17 protein-coding genes are annotated in these 26,366 nt (G+C 69.3%); 10 read left to right on the top strand and 7 right to left on the bottom strand.

The features are described 5' to 3' along the window. The first annotated feature begins 117 nt into the window (after window positions 1-117). Both AAF430_16385 and AAF430_16380 read left to right on the top strand, forming a co-directional pair. On the top strand, window positions 118-1,587 hold the full coding sequence (locus tag AAF430_16385; GenBank protein MEM7411810.1) for an alanine/glycine:cation symporter family protein: 1,470 nt from the start codon (window positions 118-120) through the stop codon (window positions 1,585-1,587). Continuing rightward, window positions 1,580-4,054 (top strand): FAD-dependent oxidoreductase, encoded by a 2,475-nt coding sequence (locus AAF430_16380; protein MEM7411809.1) that lies wholly within the window; start codon window positions 1,580-1,582, stop codon window positions 4,052-4,054. The genes AAF430_16385 and AAF430_16380 overlap by 8 nt, the downstream gene beginning before the upstream one ends. On the opposite strand, the gene AAF430_16375 is transcribed toward AAF430_16380, so the two are convergent. The 3 genes from AAF430_16375 to AAF430_16365 all read right to left on the bottom strand — a co-directional run bounded on the left by AAF430_16375 (window position 4,055) and on the right by AAF430_16365 (window position 6,550). After that, on the bottom strand, window positions 4,055-4,918 hold the full coding sequence (locus AAF430_16375; protein MEM7411808.1) for a hypothetical protein: 864 nt from the start codon (window positions 4,916-4,918) through the stop codon (window positions 4,055-4,057). A 52-nt stretch (window positions 4,919-4,970) separates the two neighbouring features. Beyond that, a complete protein-coding gene (locus AAF430_16370; GenBank protein ID MEM7411807.1) occupies window positions 4,971-5,249 on the bottom strand; it encodes a hypothetical protein in 279 nt (92 codons plus the stop codon). A gap of 167 nt (window positions 5,250-5,416) precedes the next feature. Beyond that, a complete protein-coding gene (locus AAF430_16365; protein ID MEM7411806.1) occupies window positions 5,417-6,550 on the bottom strand; it encodes a hypothetical protein in 1,134 nt (377 codons plus the stop codon). A gap of 216 nt (window positions 6,551-6,766) precedes the next feature. Between AAF430_16365 and AAF430_16360 the strand changes: the two genes are divergently transcribed. The 7 genes from AAF430_16360 (at window position 6,767) to AAF430_16330 (ending at window position 17,377) form a co-directional block, all read left to right on the top strand. After that, complete coding sequence (locus AAF430_16360) at window positions 6,767-9,241, top strand: tetratricopeptide repeat protein (protein ID MEM7411805.1); 2,475 nt, start codon at window positions 6,767-6,769, stop codon at window positions 9,239-9,241. A 137-nt stretch (window positions 9,242-9,378) separates the two neighbouring features. Beyond that, window positions 9,379-10,758, top strand: a complete 1,380-nt coding sequence (locus AAF430_16355; protein MEM7411804.1) for a sulfatase — start codon at window positions 9,379-9,381, stop codon at window positions 10,756-10,758. Between the two features lie 71 nt (window positions 10,759-10,829). Then, window positions 10,830-13,370: a TonB-dependent receptor gene (locus AAF430_16350; GenBank protein MEM7411803.1), complete on the top strand. Its 2,541-nt coding sequence runs from the start codon at window positions 10,830-10,832 to the stop codon at window positions 13,368-13,370. Between the two features lie 2 nt (window positions 13,371-13,372). Beyond that, window positions 13,373-14,404, top strand: a complete 1,032-nt coding sequence (locus AAF430_16345) for a hypothetical protein (protein MEM7411802.1) — start codon at window positions 13,373-13,375, stop codon at window positions 14,402-14,404. Continuing rightward, window positions 14,404-15,618: a hypothetical protein gene (locus tag AAF430_16340; protein MEM7411801.1), complete on the top strand. Its 1,215-nt coding sequence runs from the start codon at window positions 14,404-14,406 to the stop codon at window positions 15,616-15,618. The genes AAF430_16345 and AAF430_16340 overlap by 1 nt, the downstream gene beginning before the upstream one ends. Next, window positions 15,615-16,718: a hypothetical protein gene (locus tag AAF430_16335; GenBank protein MEM7411800.1), complete on the top strand. Its 1,104-nt coding sequence runs from the start codon at window positions 15,615-15,617 to the stop codon at window positions 16,716-16,718. The genes AAF430_16340 and AAF430_16335 overlap by 4 nt, the downstream gene beginning before the upstream one ends. 8 nt (window positions 16,719-16,726) lie before the next feature. Continuing rightward, window positions 16,727-17,377, top strand: a complete 651-nt coding sequence (locus AAF430_16330) for an outer membrane beta-barrel protein (GenBank protein ID MEM7411799.1) — start codon at window positions 16,727-16,729, stop codon at window positions 17,375-17,377. Between the two features lie 25 nt (window positions 17,378-17,402). Here AAF430_16330 and AAF430_16325 read toward each other — a convergent pair whose 3' ends face one another. From AAF430_16325 to AAF430_16310, 4 genes are read right to left on the bottom strand one after another with little or no spacing between them, the layout of a single operon-like run. Then, complete coding sequence (locus AAF430_16325; protein MEM7411798.1) at window positions 17,403-18,794, bottom strand: HTTM domain-containing protein; 1,392 nt, start codon at window positions 18,792-18,794, stop codon at window positions 17,403-17,405. Further along, window positions 18,791-19,852: a hypothetical protein gene (locus AAF430_16320; GenBank protein ID MEM7411797.1), complete on the bottom strand. Its 1,062-nt coding sequence runs from the start codon at window positions 19,850-19,852 to the stop codon at window positions 18,791-18,793. Before AAF430_16320 ends, AAF430_16325 begins: the two co-directional genes overlap by 4 nt. Beyond that, a complete protein-coding gene (locus tag AAF430_16315; protein ID MEM7411796.1) occupies window positions 19,849-20,313 on the bottom strand; it encodes a tetratricopeptide repeat protein in 465 nt (154 codons plus the stop codon). The genes AAF430_16320 and AAF430_16315 overlap by 4 nt, the downstream gene beginning before the upstream one ends. Then, the gene (locus AAF430_16310; GenBank protein ID MEM7411795.1) at window positions 20,313-23,123 is read right to left on the bottom strand and encodes a fused MFS/spermidine synthase; all 2,811 of its coding nucleotides are present in this window, start codon (window positions 23,121-23,123) and stop codon (window positions 20,313-20,315) included. Before AAF430_16310 ends, AAF430_16315 begins: the two co-directional genes overlap by 1 nt. A gap of 197 nt (window positions 23,124-23,320) precedes the next feature. Between AAF430_16310 and AAF430_16305 the strand changes: the two genes are divergently transcribed. Then, window positions 23,321-26,272, top strand: coding sequence for a fused MFS/spermidine synthase (locus AAF430_16305; GenBank protein MEM7411794.1), 2,952 nt, complete (start codon window positions 23,321-23,323; stop codon window positions 26,270-26,272). Window positions 26,273-26,366 lie beyond the last annotated feature (94 nt).

Here is a 26,366-nt window from a genome sequence, read left to right as displayed (position 1 = left end):
TCACGCCGCGTGTGTCACAGCCTGGCACCGGCGTCGTGACTGGCTCACACTCGCAGCGTTCCCTGTCGGGAGACCGCGCTCCCGCGCCACCGTTCTCCCCGGGAAGCGAGTCCGCTCTTGGCCATCGACGAAGCCATCGATCAGTACTTCGCCCCGGTCGCCAAGGCCTTCTCCGACGTGATCTTCTTCAGCGTTCGGGTGGGCGAAGCGGATCTCCCCCTGATCGTCCTGTGGCTGGTCGCAGGGGCCGTCTTCTTCACCGTCTACCTGCGCTTCATCAATCTGCGCGGGTTCACCCATGCCTTGCGTCTGGTGCGCGGCGACTACACGGACCCGGACGATCCGGGCGAAGTCAGCCACTTCCAGGCACTGGCCACCGCGATCTCGGGCACGGTCGGCGTCGGCAACATCGCCCACGTCGCGGTGGCGATCTCGGTGGGTGGCCCCGGCGCCGCGTTCTGGATGGTGGTCGCGGGCATCCTCGGCATGGCGTCGAAGTTCGCCGAGTGCACCCTCGGTGTGAAGTACCGCCAGGAGAACCCGGACGGCACGATCTCGGGCGGCCCGATGTTCTTCCTCGACCGCGGCCTGACGGAACGCGGCTGGCCGCGCTTGGGGCGCGGCCTCGCGATCTACTACGCGGCCTGCATCTTGATCGGCACCCTGGGCATCGGGAGCATGTTCCAGGCGAACCAGGCCTACGTGCAGTTCCAGAACGCCGTGGGTGGCCATGTCTCCCTCTTCGCCGATCGGGGCTGGCTCTTCGGGATCGGCCTCGCCGTCCTGGTGGCGGTCGTGATCGTCGGCGGCATTCGGAGCATCGCCCGGGTCGCCGAGAAGCTCGTGCCCATGATGGCTCTCGTGTACGTGGGCGCGGGACTGTTCGTGATCCTCGCCAACGTGACCGAGATCCCCCAGGCCCTCGTCTGGATCGTGAAAGGCGCCTTCTCTCCCGAGGGCGCGACCGGTGGCATGCTCGGCGTGCTGATCCTGGGCTTCCGCCGGGCCGCGTTCTCGAACGAAGCCGGCATCGGCTCGGCGGCCGTGGCCCACTCCGCCGTGCGCACCCGCGAACCCGTGACCGAGGGATACGTCGCGCTCCTCGAACCCTTCATCGACACCGTGATCGTCTGCTCGATCACCGCACTCGTGATCACGCTGACCGTCTACGACCCCGCCACTGCCACCGGCGAGATGAGCGGCGTCGAGCTGACCTCCCAGGCCTTCGCGACGGTGCTGCCCTGGTTCCCGCTGCCCCTCGCCGGTGTCGTGATGCTGTTCGCGTATTCGACCATGATTGCGTGGTCCTACTACGGACTCGAGGGATGGATCTACCTCTTCGGCCCGGCGCCGCGGACCAAGGCCATCTACAACGCGATCTTCTGCGCGAGCGTGGTCGTCGGTTGCACCACGAGCCTCACCGCCATCCTCGACTTCTCGGATGCGATGATCTTCGCGATGGCCCTCGCCAACCTGCTCGGCCTCTACCTGCTCGCGCCGGTCCTGCGCGCGGAGCTCGAGAGCTACGAAGCGCGGCTCGCGTCCGGGGAGATCCGCCCCTTCCGCAACCGCGGAGCCGATGACTGATCTGCCGCGCCGCGCTTCGGCCGTCATCATCGGCGGCGGCGTGGCGGGCTGTAGTGTCGCCTATCATCTGGCGCAGCGCGGCTGGACCGACGTGGTCCTGCTCGAACGCCAGCGGCTGACCTGCGGCACCACCTGGCACGCCGCCGGGCTGGTCGGCCTGCTGCGCGCCTCCCACAACCTCTCGCGTCTCGCGCGCTACTCGGCCGAGCTCTACGCGCGCCTCGAAGCTGAGACCGGCCAGGCGACGGGTTACGCGCGGACCGGGTCGCTGTCGGTCGCGCGAACGCCGGAGCGCCTCGAAGAGCTGTTGCGTGGGGCGTCCATGGCGCGCGCCTTCGAGATCGACGCCCGTGAGGTGAGCATCGATGAGGTCGCGCGGCGTTGGCCGATCGCGCACACCGACGATCTCGCGGGTGCCGTGGAGATTCCGGGGGACGGTCAGGTGAGCCCCGTCGACGTCACCCTCGCGCTGGCCGCGGGGGCCCGGCAGCGCGGCGCCCGACTCGTCGAGAACAGCCCGGTCACCGCGGTCCGCACGCGTGGCGGTCGGGTTTGCGCCGTGGTCACCGCCCGGGGCGAGATCGAGACCGATGTCGTGGTGAACTGCGGCGGGATGTGGGCGCGCGAGCTGGCCCGCGGCGTCGGCGTGTCGGTCCCGCTCCATGCTGCCGAGCACTTCTACCTCATCACGGAACCCGTCCCCGGTGTGGCCGACGCGCTCCCGACGCTTCGGGACCCGGACGGCTGCGCCTACTTCAAGGTCGAGGCCGGCGGGAAGCTGCTGGTCGGGTTCTTCGAGCCCGAAGCGCGACCGTGGGGGCAGTCTGGCATTCCCGAAGGCTTCGCCTTCGATTCCCTACCCGAGAACTGGCCGCACCTCGAGCCCTGGATCGCCGAAGCCGCCCGACGGGTGCCCGCTCTGGAGACCGTCGGTATCCGCCAGTTCTTCAATGGCCCCGAGAGCTTCACCCCGGACGATCGCTACCTGCTGGGCGAAGCGCCCGAACTCGGCGGCTACTACGTCGCGGCGGGCTTCAACTCCGTGGGAATCGCTTCCGCCGGGGGAGCGGGACGCGCCCTCGCCGACTGGATCGTCGACGGCCACCCGGGCATGGACCTCCAGGATGTCGACCTGCGCCGGTTCGAGCCCTTCCACGCCAACCCCGACTACCTCGAAGACCGGACGGTGGAGTCCCTGGGCCTGCTCTACGCCATGCACTGGCCCCATCGCCAGTACGCGACGGCGCGGGGAGCCCGGCGGTCGCCCCTTCACGATCGGCTCGCGCGGGCAGGCGCCTGTTTCTCCGAGCTGGCCGGCTGGGAACGCCCATACTTCTATGGGAGTCCGAGCGGATTTGGGAGCCCCAGTGCCCCTCCGAGGCTCGACTACAGCTACCGGCGGCCGCCCTGGTTCGACCACGTCGCGATCGAACACCAGGCGGTGCGCACCGCCGTCGGTGTCTTCGACCAGACCTCCTTCGGAAAGCTGCTGCTCGACGGCCCCGACGCCGAGACGGTGCTCGACCGCGTGTGTGCAGCCGACCTCTGCATCGAGCCCGGACGCGTCGTGTACACGGCCTGGCTCAACGAGCGCGGGGGCATGGAGTCGGACCTCACCGTGACGCGCCTGGACGAGCAGCGGTTCTGGATCGTGACCGGGGCCGCCCAGCGCGTGCGCGACGAAGCCTGGCTGCGCAGCCGGATCGCGCCGGGTGAGCGCGTCTCGCTGTCGGACATCACCTCGGCCTGGGCGGTGCTCGGCGTCATGGGACCGCGAGCGCGGGACCTGCTCCAGAGCCTCACCGACGCCGATCTCTCCAACGACGCGTTTCCCTTCGCCACGAGCCAAGAGATCGCCCTGGGCTACGCGCGGGTGCGCGCGCACCGCATCACCTACGTCGGCGAGCTGGGATTCGAGCTCTACATCCCCAGCGAGTTCGCGGTGGGCGTCCTCGACACGCTGACCGCCGCGGGCGCGGAGCACGGCCTCCAACTGGCGGGCTACCAGGCCCTCGACGCGCTTCGGATGGAGAAGGCCTATCGCCACTGGGGCCACGACGTCACGCCTGAGGACACACCGCTGGAAGCGGGGCTGGGCTTCGCGGTCGACTGGGAGAGCGGTCGCGACTTCATCGGTCGGGACGCCCTCTTTGCCCAGCGCGAACGCGGGGTTCGAAAGCGACTCGTCGGATTTCGCTTGAACGAATCCGGCGCCCTGCTCTTCCACGACGAACCGGTCTGGCGCGACGGGGAATGCGTGGGTCACATCACCTCGGGCGCCTTCGGACACCAATTGGGCGCGGCACTCGGGCTCGGCTACGTGCGCGCACCGGAGCCCGACGCCCCGGTACGGCCGGACTGGATCCGGGCGGGCACCTACGAGCTCGAAGTGGCGGGCCGGCGGATCTCGGCCGAGGCATCCCTGCGCCCCTGGTTCGACCCGACCGGGGCGCGGGTGCGCGCCTGATTAGCGCGGGAGCGGCACCACGCTCGGCTGGGCGCCCGCCGCGCTGCGGGTCTCGAGGACCGCCAGGTTGCGCAACGGCGACCCCAGCCGTTCGTCCAGCAAACGGGCGCGGAGGTAGGCCTTCCGCGCTTCGGGCTCGCGACCGAGCCGCGCCAACGCCAGGCCCACGTTGTTCCAGGCCCGCGCCGATCGCGGATCGATCCGCGTGGCCAGCGAGAACCGAGCGAGCACTTCGTCCCAGGGAACATCCTGTCCCGAAGCCTGGGCAGCGAGCACCTGCTCGAGCGCGCGGTTGTTGACGAAATGCGCCGTGGCAGCGAGGTCGTCGATGATCTGGACCGGACGACCTTCGATCGGCCCGAGAAAATCGACGATCATGCGGGCGCCTTCGGCCTCGACGACGACGACCATGTGATCCGCTTGCACGACGAGCGACTCGGACAGCGTCTCCTCCGGCCGCGGGTCGCCCGCCTCGCCGTAGAAGGCCTTCCATTCCAGACCGCGCGCCAGGCCCACGAGGACCGACGCCAGCGACAGACAGTTTCCCTCGCCCCGGGCCAGGGCCTCCGACGCGCTGGTGGTCGAGGACCAGCGGTACCGCAGGCCGAAGCCTTCGGGCTCGGGCTTCGTGAGCAACCCGACCAGCGCCCGGATCCGCTCGGTACCGGGGGCTGCGCGCGCGACTTCCCAGCGCGCACGCGCGACGGCGTCGCCGGGCACCTCGAAGGCCACACCGATCTCCGCGGCGTCTTCCGGACTGGTCCGCTCCGCGAGGGCCACCCGCAGGGCGCCCGGCGGATAGGCGAGCGGCGGACCCAGCGGGCCCGCGAGTGCACAGCCCGTGACCCACACCCAGAGCGCCATTGCACCGGGAAGGAGCGCCCGCCGCGGCGGGCCGAAGGCTCCCTGCTTCCGCCTAGAACTCTCCGAGCGGGCGCTGGAAGGCGTCGATCGACGGCGCATAGACGAACGTGGCCCAGGCGTCCTTGACCCCACCGCTCGGCAGCGACAGCAACCCGGCGGGAACGAACATGACCAGGCCCAATAATGTATGGGCCGCCGTGACAGGGCGGATCAGCACGAGGTCGTAGATTACGGGCCCGGCCTCGGCGGCGCGCGCCGTACTCGGAGTGGCGGTGGCCACCAGCAGGAAGAGTGCGACGAGCACGGCTTGGCAACGGCGAAATCGATGCATCCAAGACCTCCAGGGCCGCAGCCTAGCATGCGGACGACGGCAGGCGTTTGGAAAGCGCCACTCGCGTGCGGGTGGAGCCGCCCCTGCCCTCGAACGAAGAGAGGCCCGGGTGGCGATGCCACCCGGGCCTCAAGATCGATCCTCAAGTGAGGAAGCGTTTCCGCTCCTTACTTGCGGCGTCGCGCCACCAGGTGGAGCGCGAACACGCCGAGGACGCCCGCCGCGAGCAGGGCCGTGGGGCCGGGCTCAGGCAGGAACTCGAAGCGCGTCGTACCCGTACCACCGAAGTACAGGTTCGCAGCGCCGCCCAGGAACGGGATCAGGCTCGCCGTCCAGGGCGTCACGAGCAGGAGGGTACCCATGCTCGAGGACGCGCCCGACCGGTTGTCGGCGCCCGTCTGGGTGCGGATCGTGATGAACTGACCGCCGTTGTCCTCGGCCTTCACCATGCCCGTCGTGAAGCGGGCGTTCCAGACGCGCAGGGTGACCGGAGCCACGCCCATCGTCGCCAGGTTCGTGAAGAGACCGGACTGGGTCACGAGCTGGGTGTTCACCGGGTCGTTGTGACCGAGCTTCCGGGGACCGGTGAGCCAGTAGCCGGAGATCACGACGCCAGGCGCCGCGTTCACGGCCAGGTTCACGCGACCACCGCCCGACCCACGCCAGCCACCACCGAAGGTGTTGGCGCCGGCCGTGCCCATGATCGTCTGCATCGGCGAGAAGACCGTGGGGACCATGAACGTGAAGTTGCCGGGACCGCCGCCCGCGCGGAGGTGATGCGGCTCGAGACCCATGGTCGTGACCATGAAGTTCATCTTGCCCATCGCCGTCGTGGTCGTCGTAATCGCGTTGTCGGCCGGAGCCGTCAGGCGCGAGAACTGCGTACGACCGGCGAGAATCGCCGGCAGGAACGCGGTCGGGAACGGGATGTTGCAGGTGCTCGACACGTACTGCGGGAGACCGTTGACGCCCGCGTTACCGGGGCGCGCCATGATCGTGGCGTTACCGGTCGTGGCGCCGGCCGTGCCGTACTTGAACGGGCGAACCGCCATCAGCGAACGCGGCGCGACCGTGCCGAGATCGGCGAAGCCGTGGCCCGGGAGCGAAGCGTTCAGGTGGGGCTGAAGCCCCATGTTGCAGATCGGCAGACCGTTCGGCGAGACGTCGAGCGTCGCCGGGTTACCGCCGTCGCCGAGACCCGCCGTCGTGGTCGAGTCGAACTCGACGATCGCGGCCGTGGCCGGCATGGCGATCGCGGCGAGCGCGAGCGCGCACAGTGCTACTAAGTGATTCGTCTTCATCGATTTCCTCATGATTACGATGAACCCAAGATGGTCCGATGGTGTTATGCATCGAGACCGTTTTCCGCTCGCCGCGACCTTCGCAACGGGCGGGTCGGCACGTTCCAGCCCAGTAGGATCCGCAACCAAATGCGGTACTAGCCTGCGGGCGCGCCATCCCCAGTTGTCAGTCGGCACTGATTTTATGCCGGCGGGCTCTCCGAGGTCGAGAAAAAAATGTCCGAGACGTCACGAACCGCGGTCCCCGAGGGGCATCGGAATCCCCGGGGGAGCCGCCTCTTCGCACTGATCTGCGCCCTGATCCCGCTGCTGGGGGCGATCGCCTGCGGAACCGACCCCGCGGAGCAGGCGCGCGAGCTGATCAAGGCCGGCGAGCTCGATCCGGCGCTCGAGATCCTGCGGGAGGCCGTGGAGAAGAATCCGGACGATCCGCAGATCAACCTGATGTACGGCCGGGCGCTGATCACCAATCAACAGCCCAGCCTGGCGGCCTGGCCTCTACGCCGCGCGGCCTCCCACCCGGACTACGCCGTGCCGGCCAACATGGCGCTGGCCCATTCGTTGGTGAACACGAACAACAACCACGACGCCGTCCGCGCTGCCGAGCGCATCCTCGCCATCGAACCGGACAACAAGGAGGCGGTCCGGCTCCGTCTGCGCGCACGCCAGCAGAACCGCGACAACCCGGAGGCCATCGAGGATCTCGACCTGCTGATCGCGGCCTTCCCCGACGAACTGAATCTGCGCGAGCAGAAGTTCAGCGCGCTCGTCGACCTCGAGCGATTCGACGACGCCGCGTCGGAGCTGAAAGCGCTCCGGACGGCAGTCGAAGCGCGCGACGACATCGGCGACCACGCCTTCGCGCTCCTGTGCACGCGAGAGGCCGGGCTCGAGCGCAGCCGCGGCGAAGAGGAAGCGGCGGAAGCGAAGATCGAAGCGTGTCTGGCCGATCACCCCGAGAGCCAGGCGGTCTTCCTGACGGCGGTCGAGTTCTTCGACGCGGTTCGCAAGCCCGAGCGCGCCCTCGAGATCCTGCGCACGAAAGCCGAGGAACGACCGAACGACATGGAGTTGTTCCGCGCCATCTCGGTGCGGCTCGCCGACATGGGCGAGCGGGATGAAGCGCGGAAGATGCTCGAGGACGCGGCGGATCGCCTGCAAACCCCGAAGAGCTGGCTCCTGCTCCGCAACTTCCTGATCGACGAGGACGACCTGCCGGGCGCGAAGCGAGCCTCGGACCAGCTACTCGGTGCGTTCGCCCGCCATCCGGTCGACAGCGCCAACTTCGACTACGCGCGCATCCCGGAACAGCACCTGTTCGAGAGCGCGATCGTCATGGCCATCAACGGCGACTACGAACGCGCCCGCGAGATGCAGTCGAAGCTCACCGAGAAGTCCCTCGACGGTCTGCTCGAAGCGCGCCTGCTCTACGAACAGGGTCAGCTCGCCGAGGCCCTCGACGTCTGGGAAGAGGCCTTCCGCGCCTTCCCATCGAACGCGGGCGCCCGCTACCTGGCGGGGATCGCCGCGCTCCGCCTCGGGGAAGACGGCCGCGCCATCGAACACCTCCGGAATTCCCTGCGCGCCGATTCGTCGGCGACCGACGCGGGTTTCGTCCTCGCGCGGGTCCACACCGCGCGGGGGGAGCCGAAGCTCGCGCTCGATCCGCTGAACTACCACATGCTCGGTCACCCCGATGACATCCAGGCGCTGCGCGTGCAGGCACGGCTGGCGGCGCGGGTGGGGAACAACGAGGTGCTCGGCGCCGCCCGCTCGGGCCTGGCGGTCAACCACAACCGGGTCGGCGAGGCCGTGGCCGACCAGGCGCGCGACCTCGACGCCCTGAACGGCCCGGAGCGCGCCCTCGAGTTCCTCGAGAAGGACGTCACGATCGAGCTCGACGACGTCGCGAACATCGAAGCCCTCGCCGCCTGGTTCGAGCGCATGGCGCGACTCGGGCGAGCCGAGGAGGGACTGCCGCGGGTCGAGAAGGTGGTCGAGGCGCATCCGGACGTCGCCGACGTGCAGGCGCTTCACGGGGTGGCACTCGTTCTGCTCGAGCGGCCCGCCGATGGACGCGGGGCGTTGGAGCGCGCCCTGGCGATCGACGCCGAACACAAGCAGGCGTTGATGGCGCGGGCGCAGCTCGACCGCGAAGACGGGAAGCTCGAAGCGGCGAGCACCGGCTACGAAGCGGCCTTCGATGCGGATCCGCGCGACCCGACACCGATCTACGCGCTCGCCGAGATGTGGATCGGCGCTGGGAACCACGATCGGGCCACCACGCGGCTGCGCGAGCTCCTGATAGACCAGCCGTGGGAGGGGCGCGCCGCCCAGCAGCTCGCCGCGCTCCGCCTCGAGGGCGGCGATCACGGCGACGAGACCCTGCGCGACGCCCAACAGGCCTCGATCTTCTTCGCCGATCCGGGTCCCGACGCGTTCGAGACCCTGGGCCGCGTCCAGCTGGCGCGCGAAGAGACCCAGGCGGCCGTCCAGTCGCTACGACGCGCCGCGTCGCTGAGCGGCGGGCGTCCCGGCGGGCTCTACCGCATCGGTTCGGCGCTCGCCGACGCGGGCGACCAGGACGCCGCGATCCGCAGCTTCGAGACCGCACTGGCGATGGGCGAGTTCCCGGAAGCCGAGCAGACGCGCGCCGCACTCGACGCATTGCGCCCCGCGCCGGAGGGTTGATCCGGGCGCCCGGCCCCCGGCCGGCGCCCCGTTCTCGGGTCGGGCGCATCGCGCGATCGATCACGCGTACTTGACCCTCTGGCTCCCTTCGTGCAGGATCCGCCGTTGCGGTCCGTTCTGGGGAGTTCGACAAGCGCGTGAACCTTCTGAAGTCGAGAGCGTTCGCCCTCGTGGCGGTGCTCGTCTTGGCGCTCCTCTACGTCTGGAACCAGCTCGAGATCCAACAGGATCCTCGCCCGCTGGGAACGGTCGAAGACGTCAAGAAGCTCGCAGAACGGGATGACCTGAACGTCCTGTTCATCCTGATCGACACCCTGCGATCCGATCGCCTGGGTTCGTACGGGTACGAGCGCGACACCAGTCCCTACATGGACTACCTGGCCGACACCGGGGCGCGCTTCGCGCTGCACCGCGCCCAGTCGTCGTGGACGAAGTGCTCGATGGCGTCGCTGTGGACGGGCCTGAACCCGCTGCGCACGGGCGTCGAGCGCTTCGCGGACGCGCTGGCCGAAGAAGCCACCACGCCCGCCGAGATCTTCAAGGCCGCCGGCTACACGACGGCCGGTATCTGGCGAAACGGTTGGCTCGCTCCCAACTTCCAGTTCGGCCAGGGGTTCGACATGTACGTGAACCCCTACCGCCAGCAGGCGCCGAAGTCGCTCCGACGCGAAGCCCGCGCCGGCCGGATCGACGGCACAGACATCGACCTCGTCTTCTCGGGGCTCGAGTTCTTGCGCTCGAACACCGACCGCAAGTTCTTCCTCTACGTCCATCTGATGGACGTGCACCAGTACGTGACCGTCGAGGAACTCTCGGTCTTCGGCACGAGCTACTCGGACTTCTACGACAATTCCATCCTGTGGACCGACAAGCAGGTCCAGGCGCTGATCGGCGGGCTCGAGAAGCTCGGCCTTCGCGAGAAGACGCTGATCGTGATCGCGTCGGACCACGGGGAGGCCTTCGGGGAGCACGGCCGCGAGGGTCACGCCCGGGATCTCCACCCGGAAGTCACCTACACGCCGTTCATCTTGAGCTTCCCCTTTCGCCTCGAACCAGGCATTGTGGTCGAGGAAGCGAGCCACAACGTGGATGTTTGGCCGACGCTCCTCGACCTCCTCAACCTGCCCCCGCTGTCCCCGGTGGACGGGCGCTCGTACGTCGCCGAAATGACGAACGACGCCCCGGGAGACCACCCGGACATCGGTGTGGACTTTCTGGACCGCACCTGGGGCCGCATGAGCGAAGAGCCGGACCCGATCCTGGCGTTCCGCGAAGGCAACCTCCGCATGGTCTACCACGTGAACGATCCCGAGAAGAGCGAGCTCTACGACCTCGCCACGGATCCTGGGGAGAAGCGGCCGCTGCCCATCGACCACCCGGAGGTCGAGCGGCTGAAGCAGATGGCCGCCGACGAAGTGGCGCGCGGCGTCGCGTGGTCGGCCGGCGACGCTCCGACGGTCGAGATCGACGATCTCAGCCTGAAACAACTCCGAGCCCTTGGATACGAGATCGAATGAGCACCCGACCTGCCCGCCACGGCGCGCTGCGGTTTGGCCGCCCGCGCGCCCGGACGTCCGGAGGCTTCTCCATGGACCATCCGCTCCGAGCCCTGCCCCTGTGGATCACCGCGTGCCTTGCCCTGCTCCTTGCGGGCCCGGCATTCGCGCAGGAAGAAGCCGAGGAATCCGAGCCGCCGGAAGAGCAGACCCCCGGTATCGAAGAGTTCATCGTCACCTCCTCGGGTCAGTCCCAAGCGCTGCAGGACACCGCGGTCTCGGCGACCTCCTTCGACCAGGAATACCTCGAGGCGCTGGGCGCCCAGACGATCGCGGACGTCGCCCAGTTCACGCCGAACCTCGAGATCCGCTCGCCCTACTCCAACACGAACCCGACCCTGTTCATTCGCGGCGTCGGTCTCCGCGACTTCAACGCGAACTCCTCCAGCTCCGTCGCGGTCTTCAACGACGACGTCTACATGAACTCGCCCGTCGGCCAGCTGTCCCAGCTCTTCGACGTCGAAGACGTCAACGTGCTGCGCGGACCGCAGGGCGTGCTCTACGGACGCAACGCATCCGCCGGCGCGATCCGGATCGTGTCGCGTCGACCGATCGGAACCTTCAACGGGTACGCGCGCACCACCTACGGCCGCTTCAATCAGCGCGAGGCCGAAGGTGCGCTCGAGCTTCCGCTCTGGGGCGACAAGCTCTCGATGCGAACATCCGGCGTCTGGAACCGGCGCGACGGCATCACCGACAACCGCTGCGGTGACGGTTTCTACTCGCAGCGCGATGCCGACCCGACCTCGTTCCGCACCCTGGTCTTCCAGTCGTGCTTCAACGGCGGCACCAGCGCCTTCGACATCGGTACCGCGTCGCCGCTGGAACAGGGCGGCCTTGGGTGGCTCCGCGGCGTTCCCGGCTACGTCCCCGACCGGGTGAACAACGTGAGCAACTGGGCGGCGCGAACGCTCTTGCGCTTCCAGCCCACCCGCAGCCACGACTGGACCTTCAAGATCTCCTACAGCCAGAACCGGGCCCAGGCGCCCCAGCTCCAGCACCTGGCCGTGCGCGACGCCACGGGCACACCGCTCTTCGGCCGCACTGACAGCTCGGGCTACCGCGACTGGGACAACACGGTCTGCGGCGCGGGCAACGGTCCCTGCTTGAACAGTCCCGGCCAGGGTCTGGGCCCGGGAATCGGCTTCCAGAACATCGACTCGCCCGAACTCGGTGATCCCTTCGCCGGCGACTACAACAACGTCGGCGTCGACCGCGTCGATCGTACCGGTGCCACCCTCGGCGGCGACATCTACATGGGCGACTGGACCCTGCGCACCGTTTCCAGCCTCGACTGGAACAAGCGCAAGAGTGAGCTCGACCTCGACGGCAGCCCGAACATCGGCCTCGAGACCACCAACAAGAACCAGGCCTACCAGTTCTACGAGGACCTGGTCCTCACCTACGACGCCGGCCGCAGCTTCAAGGCGAAGACGGGCGGCTCCCTGCTCTGGGAGCGACTCGCGGTCGACAACCGCTTCCTGCTCGGCACGCCCGCCGCCGTCACCCGACAGCGCTACACCCAGGAGACCCTCTACTGGTCCCTCTTCGGCTGGGCCGAGTGGGCCGTCTCCGAGGAGTTCACGCTCTCGGGTGGCTTCCGTTGGAACTGGGACGATCGCGACTTCACGATCACCGCGTCGCGCTTCGACCGGGTGAACTTCGGCGGCATCTCGAGCGACGGCGGCGCGACGAACATCACCGAGCAGGACTGGGCCGGTGAGTTCCTGCTCGAGTACAAGCCCTACGAAGACGTCACGATCTACGGCAAGTGGAGCCGCGGCTGGAAGGGCCCCCACATCAACGGCCTCGTTCTCGACAACTCCACCCTCGAGAGTGGCAACGATCCGCTCGAACCTGTGAACCCCGAGACCGTGAACGTCCTCGAGGGCGGTTTCAAGACCCAGTGGTTCGACCGTCGCCTGCAGTTCAACGGCGCCGGCTTCTACTACGACTACGACGACATCCAGATCTTCCAGCTGCGAAACGCCGAGTCCGGCATTCCGGTCCCGACCCTGATCAACGCGAACGACGCCGAGATCTACGGCGTCGAGCTCGAAACGACCCTGCAGCCCTTCGCCGGCTGGGCCCCGCTCCAGGCCGAGGGCCTGACCATCTTCACGAGCTTCTCGTGGACGGTCGGGACCTACAAGGACTTCCAGCAGACGCGCGTCAACGCGGCGGTGGCCGGGCAGCCGATCATCACCGACGACTTCTCGGGCAACACCCTGATCAACTCGCCCGAGTTCTCCTTCGTCGGCTTCGTCGCCTGGGACCTCGACCTCGAAGGCCTGGGCTTCCTGCAGCCCCGCTTCGACTGGAGCTTCAAGGACGAGGTGTTCTTCAGCGTCGACAATCAGGAGTTCCTCGGCCAGGAGGCGCTCTGGCTCTTCAACATCCGACTCGCCTGGCGTTCCCCGAGTGAAGCGATCGAGATCGCGGCTTCGGTCCGCAACCTCCAGGACACGGTGTTCCGGGCCGACGCCATCTCGCTGACGCGCTTCCGCCAGGCCGTCCTCTACGCCATTGGCCCGCCGCGCACCTACAGCGTGAGCGCCACGGTGCGCTGGTAATCATGAGCGGATCCCGATTGTTCCAGCTCCTCCTCGCGATCCTCGTCGGAGGCGTCGCCGGGTTCGGCATCGGCCACTGGATGGGCCCGCCCGGCGTCCCGGAGCGCGCGTCCAGCAGCGAGGTGTCGACCAACCTCTACGCCGCCACGCGGGCGGCCCTGCTCGAGCCCGACGTCCTCGATCGCGCACTCGCCATGCGCGCGGTCGGCGCGCAGCTCGACGAGAGCAACGTCGAAGAGGCCGCGCGAGCCGTCGACGAGCTGGTGATCCCGTCCCACAGCTGCGAGGTCGGGCAGTTCATGCACGCCCGCGCCTCCTTCGATCCGCGCGGCGCCTTCGAGCAGTCCTTGTCCTGGACCGGCGCCCGCAAGCGCGGGGTGGGATTGCACGCGGCGTCCTACGGCTGGGCGATCGGCGGCGGGGGACTCGAGGCGGTGACCTCGGCCGAATCGATCCCGAACCTCGAGGCACGCGAGTCGGCCATGACGGGAGCCATCCGAGGCTGGGCCCGCTCCGACGACATCGACGGCGTCACCACCTATCTCGCGCGACTCCCGGAAGACACGGGTCAGGTTCGCAATCGCATGTATCTCATGTACATCGCCGGGCCGCTGCTCTACGACCACAGTGCAGACCATCTGATGGAGTGGGCCGCGGACGTTCCGGATGACGCACCGAACAACTTCAAGGCGGCCGTCTACGACAACACGCTCCGCCAGCTCTCGAACGCCGACCCGAAGAAGGCGATCGACTGGTATCAGGCGAACGAGGGGAAGCCCTATCACGAGGGCTCGCTCCAGTCGCTCACCCTCGGCTGGTCGCGCAACGACCCCCACGCGGCGCTCGAATGGGTGATGGCGCTCCCCGAGACCGACGAACGCGACTTCGCGGTGCTCCGGATCATGAAGCTCTGGCTGGCGCGCGATCAGCTCGCGGCCATGACCTGGGTGCGTGACGCCGACCTGAAGCCCGAGCTGGCGAAGAAGATCGTTACGCTCTGGACGCCCCAGGGACGCGGCCGGAGGGCGTTCTGATGCGAAGCGTCGGAACCCAGCAGGCGCGGCGGCAGCGCGGCAGCGCGGCGGTCACACTCGTCGCCGTCCTGGCCGGCATCATGTTCGGCCTCGCGGCCGCGTGGCACGATCCGGCCTCGGGGGGCGACGCGAAAGCCCTCGCTCTCGAAGATCAGGTCGCAACCGCGTTGCGCACGGCCGACTATCTGGAGCGCGAGGCGCTCCTCCTCGGTGCGCTGGAGGAGCTCTCGCCGGAGACGCTGCCGGCCATCCGCGCGGGCTACGAGCGCGAGCACGAGTTCACGATCGAGTGCGACCTCGCCCCGTTCATCGCCGGCTGGTCGCGCTTCGATCCCGGCGCAGCCAGCGCCTACGTGAAGACCTGGGAGAAGCTCGAGCGCCGCTCCTGGGGCATGCGCCAGATCGCGTACGCGATGGGTCTCGCGGCACGTCACGACGAGGTGGTGTCCCTGCTCGGGGAGCTCACCCAGGGACGCGTGGCCGACCCGGCCCGCGCGTTCTACGTCGAAGGGCGCACCCGCGCGGGAGATCTGGCCGGGGCGAATGCCTACCTCCTCGAACTTCCGGAGGGGAATGGCCGCAACCGCGTGGTCGAGAGCCTGCTCCGTGCGCAGCTCATCGAAGGGGGTGTCCCCCAGGCCCTGTCCTGGTTCGAGACGATCTTGCCCGCCCTCGACAAGCAACAGAAGCGCGACTTCGCCGGCCTGACGGCGCGCTGGACCGCCACGGCGGACCCCGAACAGGCCTCGGCCTGGTTCGAGGCGCGCCCCGACGAAGACTATTGGATGATCGTGCCGACGGCCGTCGGCGAGCAGTGGACCGAAGTCGACCCCGAGAGCGCCATCGCCTGGGTGATGCGCGTGACGAAGCCGGGTCAACGCGGTCGCTTCGCCGTCGCGCGGCTGATCAAACGCTTCGCCGGCACCCACCCCGATCGAGCCGAGCGCTTCCTGGACGGCCAGAAGGCCCAACCCCGTATCCAGGAAGCCATTCCCGAGATCATCGTCGGTCTGCAAGACGTGGATCCGCCCCAGGCACTCGGCTGGGCGCAGCAATTGGAAGACGAGGCGCTCCGCGACGAAGCACTCACCACGGTGCTGAAGCGCTGGGCCACGTCGGAGCCCGAGTCGGCCGCGAGCTGGCTCACCGAAACCGAGCTGAGCGACGCAGACCGAACGAAGCTCGAAGCCGCCCTCGCGGAGGTCGCCTCATGATGGGTCCTGCCCGAAATCACCGCAGCCACCTCGCGCGCCGGGCCCTCGGCCTGTGCGCCGTCGGCTGCCTCCTCGCGTTGCCTGCCCTCGCCGAGGAAGAAGAAGCGGTCAACATCGCCCCGCGCGGCTGGGAGCCTGCCCTGTCCATCGGGTTCGGCGTCCACTCGCAGGAAGTGCGCGGCGATGTGTTCCCGGGTTTCGCCGAGACCGGTGAGAACCGCCCCAACAGCATTCGCTTCGCCTTCTCGGAAGCCCAGGCCATGCTGTTCGCGCCCACCATGGGCGACAGCGCCTGGAAGCCGCGTTTCTTCATCCACGGCGGCGGGTCGGTTCCCTTCACGAACGAACACCTGGCGACCAACTCGCTGAACACCCTGAACCGGAACCCGGTGAACCCGGCCGCCGAGAACGCGGCCTTCGACCGCAGCTGCGCCACGCTGCCCACCCAGGCCAATCCCTTCAACTTCCCGAGTTTTACCGCGGGTACCTGCGAAGTCCGGGCACGCCAGGACGTCATCGTGAACGGATCGGTCTTCGCCGGCCTCGGCATCGATCTGACCCTGCCCGTCGGCAACTACAACTTCCACCTCCGCCCCTCGATGAACTGGTTCGCCCAGTCCTACAAGGGCGAGACCAACGTGCTCAATGTCACGACCGCCGGCCAGAACCAGGCCGGCAACGCGATCAACGGCGGCAACGACCCAGCCCGACTGGGCGTCGAGCGCTACCAGTTCACTTTCAGCCAGACCAATGAGGTTCGCGCGAAGAGCGGCGAGGTCTGGGCCCAGGGCTTCGGGCCGCGCGTCGAGATCGACGTCGAGGTCGCGAAGGTCGGGAACATGGTCTTCGAGTTCTTTGCCCAGTCCGGCATCTACTGGATCATGCACAACCGCAGCATCGACTACGCGGGCACCAGCACTCGCGGCCCCGGAAGCTGCGTTCAAGAGAACCCGGAAGGGCTGACGATCACGCCGCCGGACCTCTGCCCGCCCGTCGATCCCGGCGGCGGCGCCATCGGGATCATTTCCAGGGCCGAGATCGGGCCGGTCGTGTTCCGCGGAGGCGGAGGCTTCCGCGTGGTGTGGAAGGGACTGTTCTGATGCACCTCATGCGAATCCTTGCAACGACCGGGGCGCTCCTGCTGGCCGCCCTCTTCGCGTCGACGGCGCAGGCCGACGACGAGATCGAGTCGCACCGCACCGGTCCGTACATCGGCGTGCTGTTCGGGGCCGCGCTTCCCAACTTCGAAGGCGAGACGTTCTTTACGCCGCCGCCCTTCGAGAGCCGGGTCGAAGAGCAGCCCAGCCTCGCGATCAGCGGACGGGCTGGCGTGCGGGTGCACAAGAACATCGCGATCGAGGGCCAGTACCAGTGGGTCCGCGAGTGGGACTCGGAGACGCGGAACGAGCGCTGCTCGAAGTCGAACGCGCAGATCATCACCGGCAACGTGAAGGTCTTCGCGCCCTTCGATGCGGTGCACCCCTACCTGCTCGGCGGCGTGGGCGCCGGTCGTTACAAGACCTCGGTGCGCCAGGTCAACTTCGACGCAGCGGGGAACGCCTGTACGCCCACCACTCGCGTCGGTTTCCGCGACGATCACTGGGAGCTGAACCTGCGGGTCGGCGGTGGCTTCGAGGTCTACCTCAGCCGCAACGTGGTGCTGAACGTCGAAGCGAGCACGATCTACTCGGAGCGACGCCTGCTCGGCGAGAGCTTCCCCTTCGTCGACGTATCGGGCGGTCTCCAGTACCGCTTCTAGCGCCGCTCGCGGACGCAAGCCGGGGTCAGTTGCACGCCACCCGTTGGCGAAGCACGGGCTCGGGCTCGCCGTAGCCCCCGTCAGGGGTGAACACGCGCCGGACGCGGAACAGCCGAACCTCGCGCAGCGCCCCTTCGGAAACCTCCGCGTCCCGCCACTGCTGGCACAGCCAGCGCGCCATCCGCTGGTGGTGCCGCGGCGCCGGATGGGTCGCGAGCCATACCTGGTAGCGCCGACCGCGCGTGGTCCCGAGCGCCTCACGTACCGGCGCCCAGCCAGGATCGGCGAAGCGCGAGAGATCGACGCGACGCCCGTCCTCCAACACGCCGTGGGGCACCAGACGCGTATCGAAGGGCGGGACGTTCTTGAACATCTCCCAGCGCTGCTGAAGCCCCGCGGTCTCGAGGGCGCGGTTCAGGGAGGCCGGCCAGAGGTCGACGTCGAGACGAAACCCGACACCGACCCCCACGCTCGCCACGAGTAGCCCTGCGACGGCGAGACTGGCGCCGACTCCCGACGTCCAGCGAGGGGCGGCACTCCAGCGCGGCTCGGCCGCTCCCCAGCGGTCCCAGAGTGCGCCCGGGATCAAGGGCACCAGCGCCAGACTCGAGACCAGCGGGAACCAACCCAGATCGAGGGAGAGCCCCAGCCCCAGCTGGAACCCGAGGAACGCCAGAATCCCGACGGTCCGGATCGGAACCGTCTTGCAGGGCGAATAGAGCAGCAGCGGCCCCGCCACTTCGAAGACGAGCACGGCCGGTGTCAACGCAGCGCACAGGGCCGGGAAACTGCGGAGGAACTGCCCGACGGGCAGCTGCCAATACGAGAGCCCGAGCGCGTTGTTGAGCGCCGTCCCGTCGAACCACATCGGACCGGTCTTCTCGACGCCCGCGAAGACGTAGAGCCAAAGGACCTGCAGCGAGAGTCCGACGCTGGCCGCCGACCACACGGTGGGCGATGCGTCGGACGCCCTGCCTCCCCGCCGCCACGCGAAGCGCTCGCCGAGTGGCAACCACGCCCCCCAGAACAAGAGCCAGAGCAACAGGGAGTCGGCACCGTAGGAAGCCATCGGGTTCCGCTGCACGAGCGATCGCCCGAGCACCCACAGCGAGAGGCACATCCAGCGCGGCGCAATCCCGAGAATCAGCAGGGTCGCCAGCACGCCGCTCACGGCCAGCAGCGCCGTCTCGACGGAAGGCGCGCCGGACCAGAAGTGGATCGGCACGACCCACTCGGGCGCCACTTCCCGCGCCAGGGCGCGCGGCAGAAAGCCTGCGTCGCTGTAGAACGCGGCGGCGAAGCGACCGCGGCTCCAGGCGTCGCCGAGGACGAGCACCCCGAGCAAGATCCGGAACACGCCGAGCGAGCGCAGATCGAGCGCGAAGACGCGCGCGCACGCCTCGCGGAGCGCGCTCACGCCGGTGCCGGATCGAGGGTCCGCCGATTGCTGTCCGAGGGACGGAAGCGCCAGATGAACGCGTCCACGACGAAGTGGTGGATGTTGATCGTCGCCACCACCAGGATCGCACTCTCGGCCCAGCCGAATCCGAGCGCCCAGCCGGCGTAGGGAGTGACCTGGAAGAGCAGGTACGCCAGGACCACGCACGCCGCATAGAAGCCCAGGGCCTGGCCAGCCACCGCCCGCAGCGGCGCCGGCCCCGGGCAACGCTCGCGGACGTGGAAGACCAGCACGAGGGCCAGGTACTGGAGCCCGTGAAACACGGTTGCCCACACGAACGCTTCCAGGTAGGTGAACACGACGAACCACAGCCCGTTGCTCAGGACCGCCAGCAGACTCACGAGCGGCATCGGTCCCACCGCGCGCCGCTGCAGCCATAGGTAGAGCACCGCTGGGCCCCCCACGCTTGCACCGGCGAGCACCCACTGCAGCCAGCCCAGCGTCTGGGGAAGCCCGGGCACCGAGGTGATCCACGCCGGCGACAGCAACCACCCCAGACCGGTGACGGGGCTTCCCAGGAACGCGTAGAAGAACGGCAGCAGGCAGACGATGCGCAGCCAGCGTCGCTCGTTCGATGCCAGCGGTTGGCCAGCGCGTGTGCAGTAGAGCGAAGCGATCCCGAAGGCCTGGGCTGCGTAGTGATACGGCGACCAGGTCAGGTAGAGCGCCTGCCAGTGGCGGCCCACCAATTCGGGCTGCCACAGACAAAGGAGCAGGATGCCGACGAAGACCGCGGGCAACCCCATCGTGAGCAGCGGATGGCGGGAGAAGCTCGCTTCCTTCGTGTACAGCCGCACCGTCGAGGAGGCGAAGTGGGCGCTGTTCGCGAGGAAGAGCACCACTGCCAGCCGCGAGAGCGTCTCGGCGTCACCGCTGTCGGCTCCGACGCCGACCCCTGACGCCCACAGCGCGATCAGGGCGATCAGGCTGGCGCCGCCACCGATCAGCAGCAGGTCGTACGCGGGGTGCACGAAGGAGCGCCCGAGCCAGCGCTCCTGGGTCGAGAGCGCGCTCATCCGCGGCCTCTCCGAAAGCCCGCCAGCATGCGGCGCGCGCCCGGGTGGTTGGGGTCGACCGCGAGGATCCAGCGCAGCTCGGCGATCGCCTCTTCGCGTCGACCCTGTTGAGACAGCGCCCCGGCGAGCTGGAGACGCGCCCCGTGTGCGTAGGGCCGGAGCGCGAGTACGTGGCGCAGTGCCGCGACGCCCAGCTCGGGGTCGCGCGCGCGCACGGCGAGATCGTTCGACTCCTGCAGGAGCGCATCGGCGCGCCCATGCAGGACCCAGCGGATCCGCGAACGCTCGGAAGCTTCGCCCCAATCGCCGCGTTCGCTGGCGGCGGCCACGTCGCGCCCCTCGTCCACCCAGAGCGCGGGCAGCCGCTGGTCGCTCTGCCAGGCGGTGGTCAGGCCGAGCCCCCAGACCCCGATCCACACCGCCAGGCCGAGGCCGAAGAAGAACTGCTGCCACCGGGGCATCACGGGCGCAGTATAGACGACGCCCCCGCCGAGATCGGCGCGAAGCCGGCCTGGTGCCAGAGCCCCAGCGCGGCGGTGTGATCCGGCACGCGCTCGAGCACCCACGCGAGCTCGCGGCGTGCCTTCTCGGGTTCGCCCAAGGCGAGCCAGCTCGCCGCCAGGTCGACCCGCGCGAGGTGACGCCCGGGTTGGGAGACCAACAAACCCTCGAGATCGGCGCGCGCGGCGTCGGCCCGACCGTGGCGCAACTCGGTACGCGCACGCCGCTGGGCTGCCGGGGCCCGCGCCAGCAGGTTCTGCAAGTAGAAGCTCTGGGTGAGTGCGCGCAGCGCGTCGGGCGTGAGGGGATCGTTGCCGAAGCGCCGCGGGTTCCCCAGGAAGGCGCCGCGCAGGAAGAAGCGCCGCAGGATTTCGCGGTGCCCGCGGATCTCCTGCTGATCCCGCTCGGGCAAGGAAGCGCAGCCTGGGCACCAGGCCGCGACCTCGGGCACCGGGAAGAGCGGATCACGGGCCACACCGTCCCCGAACTCGCGATGCCCGTACTCGAGGATCGGGTGGTCGTCGCGCAGGGGCGTCGCGCCGTCGGTGGCCCGGCGCAACCCCTCCCCGTCGGCCAGCAGAGCACCGAAGAGTTCCCCCGGCGTCGCGAGGGAGATCGCGCGCAGGTCCTCCCGCACCCGCGGTTGCTCGGCGAGCGCCGTCGCGACCCGCTCGGGGTCGAGGACGATCGGCTGGTCCTTGCGCCCCAACAGGAGCAGGTGCTGCCCATGACCTGCGACGAGCACCGACTCGGGAAACACGTCGACGAACGCAGCCGCGATCGCCACCGCCACGGCCTCGTCGAGCTGGGCGATCGGCAGCCAGTAGCTGAGCATCCCGCCCTCGCGCAGCGCGCGCCGCGCGAGGATGAAGAACTCGTGGGTGTAGAGGTTGACGATGCCGGCGTGTCGCAGCGGCGGCGGCTCACCCGTCACGAGATCGTAGGTGTCGGGCGCGGCCATGCGCAGGTGATGACGCGCATCGTTGACGTGCACCCGAACCCGCGGATCCGCCAGGGGCTCTCCGTTGACCGGGGCGAAGTAGCGCGCGTGTTCCAGCACGTCCCGCGAGAGATCGACGACATCGACGCGCTCCACGCCCTCGTGGAGCAGGAGGGCGTGGGTCGTGTTGCCCACGCCGAAGCACATCACCATCGCCGTGCGCACGTCACCGACGAGCGCGGGCAGGTGCGAGAAGGCACGCATGTAGCGCTGGGCCGCGACCGTCGTCGCGGACATGTTGTACCCGTTCGTCACGAGCTCGAGCCAATAGCCGTCGCGCTCGGTGACCGCGATCGTCTCGTTGACGCCCTCGCGTGCCGCCAGGATCTGCTGGGCGTCCTGCCGGAGTCGCTCGGGGAGCGAGCGCAGCAGCAGGTGGTCCGCGGGCAAGGTCGACCAGGCCACCAGCGCGATGCCGACGCCAACGCCGGCCGCACCCACCACACCCAGCCCACCGGAGCGCCGGGTGGTCGCACCGAGGAGCACCAGCGCGGCGAGCGCCGTCACCACGACCACGGTCGTCGTGCCCTGCACCCCCCAGCTGGGCAGCAGGACGAAACCCGCCAACAGGGATCCCGCCACGCCCCCGAGCGTGTTGCACAGATAGAGAAGCCCAGCGTGCGCGCCGACCCGCCCCGCGTCGCGTTGCGCGAGCGCATTCGCCACGGGAAAGACCGCGCCCGAGAAGGCGGCGGGAATGACGACGCTCCAGCCGACGTCCGTGATCATGACGCCGTAGACCGTCCACCACGAAGGCTTCGCACCGGCGACCTCTGCTGAGAAATCGCTCCCGGACCCGACGCTGGCCCAACCGAGCGCGACCAGGGTGGTGGCGACGAAGCCCGCGACGCAGATCGCGTAGATCGCCCCGGGGCGTCGCCAGCGCCGGGCCGCCTCGCCCCCGAGCCAGGATCCGACCCAGATTCCGCACAGGATCGCGGTCAACAGGATCGAGAAGACCTCGCGACTCGCGCCGTAGATCGAGATCAGGTGACGAAACCAGACGATCTGCATCGCCATCGCGAGAAAGCCGCTCAGCGCGACGACCCCCGCCAGTCCCCCGAGCCGCGGGGGATCTCCCGGCAACGAGGTCGCCGGCCTCGGGAGAGGCGTCCCCGCGAGCGACCGCGCCAACCACAATGCCCCGAACGCCGCGAACAGGTTGCCCCCGACGGCCACGCCCTGGGTCCACGACAAGCCGAGCACCGGGACGAGCCAGGTGTCGGTCGAGAGGCAGCCCAAGGCCGCGCCGGCCGTGTTCACCGCGTACAGCCGACCGACGTGCCCCCCGACCCCCGCAACGTCCTGGCCCACCAGGAATCGAATCAACAAGGTCAGGGTGCCGCCAAGCAGCAGGCTGATCGGCGCCAGCAGCAGCGCGGCCGCGCCGTACCGGGCCAGGGATCCGGAGCTGGCCAACACATACCAACCCGAGGCGTCGGGTTCGTAGCTCGCGACGCCGGCGGACCACTGGGCCACCCAGGGCAGCGCAGGAATCAACAGGAGCGCCCAGCCCGCGATGGCGAACTCGAAATGCGCGTAGGAGCGAAGCGGAGCCGTGGGCGCCGTGCGGAAGCGGCGATCCGCCCAGCGGCCTGCCAGGTACCCGCCGACACCGAGACCGGACATGTAGAGCGCGGTCACCAACGCTGCCGAGTACACCGTGCTGCCGAAGAGCACGCCGAACTCGCGGACCCAAACCACCTCGTAGATCAGTCCGCTGGCCCCGGAGACGAAGAACAACCCATGAATCAGCCAGCTTCGCCACATTGCGCGCGCGGTCTCCCGGGCCGGGGACCCTAACATAGACGTGCAGCTCCAGAAGCCGTGCCAAACGCCCTTCTCGCGTCCCATGTCGAGGGTCTGCGTATGCTAGATTGCTCGCCCGCGACCGAGCGCGAAGCGTCCCGCACCGGGGCCCGTAAAGCGGCGCGAATCCGCCACGCCCCCGCGACTCCGCGATCCAGATGATCTTCGCGTACCTCCTCGTCTGCTTCTTCCTGTCCGGGTTCTCCGCCCTGCTCTACGAGACCGCCTGGTCTCGAGAGTTCGCCTTCGTGTTCGGCACGTCGGAGCTGGCCGTGGTCGCGGTGCTCGCGGCCTACATGGGTGGCCTCGCCCTGGGTGCCGCCGTCGCCAGCCGCTGGGCCCACCGCGTGCGACGCCCAGTGCTGGCCTACGGCGTGATCGAGCTCGGCATCGCGCTCTGGGCGCTTGCCGTTCCCTGGCTCATCAGGGGCCTGCGAACGCTGTATCTGGGATGGCTCGGCGGCCTCGACGTGCTGCCGGAAACCCTGGGACTCTCCACCCACGCCTTCCACCTCTTCGGTGCGTTCCTGGTGCTGGTTCCGTGCACGGCACTGATGGGCGCCACGTTGCCGCTCCTGGCGCGCCATGCCGTCACCAAGAACGAGCAGGTGGGTCCTCGCATCGGCCTGCTCTACGCGATCAACACCTTCGGCGCGATCGCCGGGACGCTCACGGCGGCCTTCGTCCTGCTGCCCGCCGTCGGCCTCCGCAACACGGTGTACATCGGCGCCATCATCAACGGTCTGGTCTTCCTCGCGGCCGCCGGCCTGGCACGGCAGGCCCCGAACGAGGGCGGCCCCGTCGCCGTACGCAGTACCGGGTTGCCGTGGATCCTCCCGCTGATTCTCGTCTCGGGCGCCGTGTCGTTCGGCTACGAAGTCCTGTGGTTCCGCCTGCTGGGACACGTGGTGGGCGGCAGCACCGCGGCGTTCTCGACCATGCTCGCCAGCTTCCTCGCCGGTATCGCGCTCGGGTCGGCCGTCGCCTCGCGCTGGGCCCGCACCCACGCCGCGGCCCGCAACGGTTTCGTCGTGGCTCAGCTCGCCACCGCCACCCTCGCCTGGCTCGGTTTCCACGGCGCAGCGTGGCTACCGGAGCTCGCGCGTGGTCTCGGCGCGAGCCTCAACAATCTCGGGGCCGGTGCGGTCGTATCGATGGGGGCGTTGCTGCCACTCACGCTCTGCGTCGGTGCCACCTTCCCCTTCGCCGTCCGGCTGCTCGCGAAGGATGCGGAGGATGCGTCGGCGTCGAGTGCGCGGGTCTACGCGTGGAACACGGTGGGGTCGATCATCGGCGCGGTCGGCACCGGATACTGGCTCCTGCCCTGGCTGGGTCTCGAAGGCACGCTGGTCGCCGGGGCCGCGACGAACCTGGCTCTCGCCGCGATCGCCGCGCTCTGGGAAACGCCGCGACGCGTGCCCCTCGCCAACCTCGCCGGTGCGGCGTTCCTCGTCCTGCTCCTCGCCGCGCCGCCGCGCCCCGAAGCGCTGATCCGCTCTTCGCCGATGGGCGGTGGCGTCGCCGATGGCGACTTCCACTACTTCGCGGTCGGCCGTTCCGCGACCGTCGCGCTGGTCGACCAGGGTGTCAGCTGGCGTCTCTCCACGAACGGCCTGCCCGAGTCGATCATCACCCCGCCCGGCTATCCCAACGGCGCGCTGGCGGCGCGTTGGCTGTCGCTGCTGCCGACCCTCGCGCGGCCGGACATCGAGGACATGCTGATCATCGGGCTCGGCGGCGGCGTGACCGTCGGCGCGGTCCCCCAACAGGTCCGTTCGGTCGACGTCATCGAACTCGAGCCCGAAGTCGCGGCCGCGAATCGCTCGGTACCCGAGCGCAGCGACGGCCACCCGCTCGAGGATCCCCGGGTCTCTCTGCGACTCACCGACGCGCGGGGGGCTCTGATCCTCGCGGACAAGACCTTCGACGCGATCGTCTCCCAGCCGAGCCACCCGTGGACGTCCGGCGCGTCCCATCTGTACACGAAGGACTTCTTCGAACTGGTCCGAGCCCGACTCTCCGACGACGGCATGTTCGTGCAGTGGATCGGGGGGAGCTTCGTCGACCCGAACCAGCTGCGCTCGCTCGTCGCGTCGCTCGTGGCCGTGTTCGGCCACGTCGAGGTGTACATGCCCGCCGGTGGCGCGGTCGTCCTGATGGCGTCGCCCGCTCCCTTCGACATCACCGAGGTCGCGCCCCAGGTGATCGCGGCCAACCCGGACGACTATTCACGCGAAGGCCTCGATCGCATCGAAGACCTGCTGCCGGCCCGGGTGCTCGACATCGAAGGCAGCCGCGCCGCTGCGGAGGGCGCCCAGCTCACCACCGACGACTGGAATCTGCTCGCCACCGCGAGCACCCTCGTCTATGGCGGAGGCCGTCAACGCCTGCGCCCGCTCCTCCAGCCCCTCGATCCGCTCCCGGCCATCGCGACCGACTACGACCTGGTCGCGCTGACCCGGCGCCTGTTCGGGCAGACCCCCGTGCGTCTGAAACGGCTCGCCGCCACGCTCCCGCCGGGTCCGGCGGCGCTGGTACGCGGTTGGTTCGCGCTCGAAGCCGGCCGTCCCGCCGAGGCGATGCGCGAGTTCGAGGCGGCCACCCAGTTCGACGCCACCCTCGCGGAGGCCCGCGATGCCCTCGCCTTCGTGCGTCGCGACCCGACCGTCGAGGGGCTGTCGCCGCAACTGCGCGACCTGATCTCGGCGAAGCGCCAGGAACGCGAGAGCTGGGAGGCCGTACGCGACCTCGACACCAGCCTCGCGCTCTGGAAGCCCGGAGACGTCTGGTATCCCGAAGCGGCGGAGCTGCGCGTCCGGTGGCGCATCGAGATCGGGGACGCGGACGACCACGCGGAAGCGCTTCGGCTGCTGGATCGGCGCCTCCAGCGCCGCTACGAGAGCCGCTCGCTGCTGATGCGGGCCCGGCTCGGCTACGAGCTCGGCCGGCAGCGCCTGGGCTGGTACTCCTTGGACGCCCTGGCCGACAAGCTGGGCGGCCGCCCCAACGCCCGGTTGGCCACGCCCGCGTTGCGGCTGGCCCGGCTCCTCGGTCCGCCTCCCGACCCCGGGATCGTCGAGGCACTGCGCGCCGCGAACCGCCCGCGCTAGGCCCGTCCGCCCGCGCCCAGCGCCCATGCCCCTAGGGGATCCGACCCGCTCGCGAGGCCCGATTCCGGGTGGCTCCGGGACCGCGTGGATTCCG

The sequence above is a fragment of the Myxococcota bacterium genome, assembly GCA_039030075.1.
Taxonomy (GTDB): Bacteria; Myxococcota_A; UBA9160; order UBA9160; family SMWR01; genus JAHEJV01.
This window is presented reverse-complemented; position numbering and strand designations above follow the sequence as displayed.

Bases quoted from the DNA above. Each gene is read 5' to 3' on its own strand.
- AAF430_16320 (MEM7411797.1), bottom strand. From the start codon at position 19,852: ATGAGCGCGCTCTCGACCCAGGAGCGCTGGCTCGGGCGCTCCTTCGTG.
- AAF430_16350 (MEM7411803.1), top strand. From the start codon at position 10,830: ATGGACCATCCGCTCCGAGCCCTGCCCCTGTGGATCACCGCGTGCCTT.
- AAF430_16365 (MEM7411806.1), bottom strand. From the start codon at position 6,550: ATGAAGACGAATCACTTAGTAGCACTGTGCGCGCTCGCGCTCGCCGCG.
- AAF430_16345 (MEM7411802.1), top strand. From the start codon at position 13,373: ATGAGCGGATCCCGATTGTTCCAGCTCCTCCTCGCGATCCTCGTCGGA.
- AAF430_16375 (MEM7411808.1), bottom strand. From the start codon at position 4,918: ATGGCGCTCTGGGTGTGGGTCACGGGCTGTGCACTCGCGGGCCCGCTG.
- AAF430_16330 (MEM7411799.1), top strand. From the start codon at position 16,727: ATGCGAATCCTTGCAACGACCGGGGCGCTCCTGCTGGCCGCCCTCTTC.
- AAF430_16380 (MEM7411809.1), top strand. From the start codon at position 1,580: ATGACTGATCTGCCGCGCCGCGCTTCGGCCGTCATCATCGGCGGCGGC.
- AAF430_16370 (MEM7411807.1), bottom strand. From the start codon at position 5,249: ATGCATCGATTTCGCCGTTGCCAAGCCGTGCTCGTCGCACTCTTCCTG.
- AAF430_16335 (MEM7411800.1), top strand. From the start codon at position 15,615: ATGATGGGTCCTGCCCGAAATCACCGCAGCCACCTCGCGCGCCGGGCC.
- AAF430_16340 (MEM7411801.1), top strand. From the start codon at position 14,404: ATGCGAAGCGTCGGAACCCAGCAGGCGCGGCGGCAGCGCGGCAGCGCG.
- AAF430_16315 (MEM7411796.1), bottom strand. From the start codon at position 20,313: ATGCCCCGGTGGCAGCAGTTCTTCTTCGGCCTCGGCCTGGCGGTGTGG.
- AAF430_16360 (MEM7411805.1), top strand. From the start codon at position 6,767: ATGTCCGAGACGTCACGAACCGCGGTCCCCGAGGGGCATCGGAATCCC.
- AAF430_16310 (MEM7411795.1), bottom strand. From the start codon at position 23,123: ATGTGGCGAAGCTGGCTGATTCATGGGTTGTTCTTCGTCTCCGGGGCC.
- AAF430_16305 (MEM7411794.1), top strand. From the start codon at position 23,321: ATGATCTTCGCGTACCTCCTCGTCTGCTTCTTCCTGTCCGGGTTCTCC.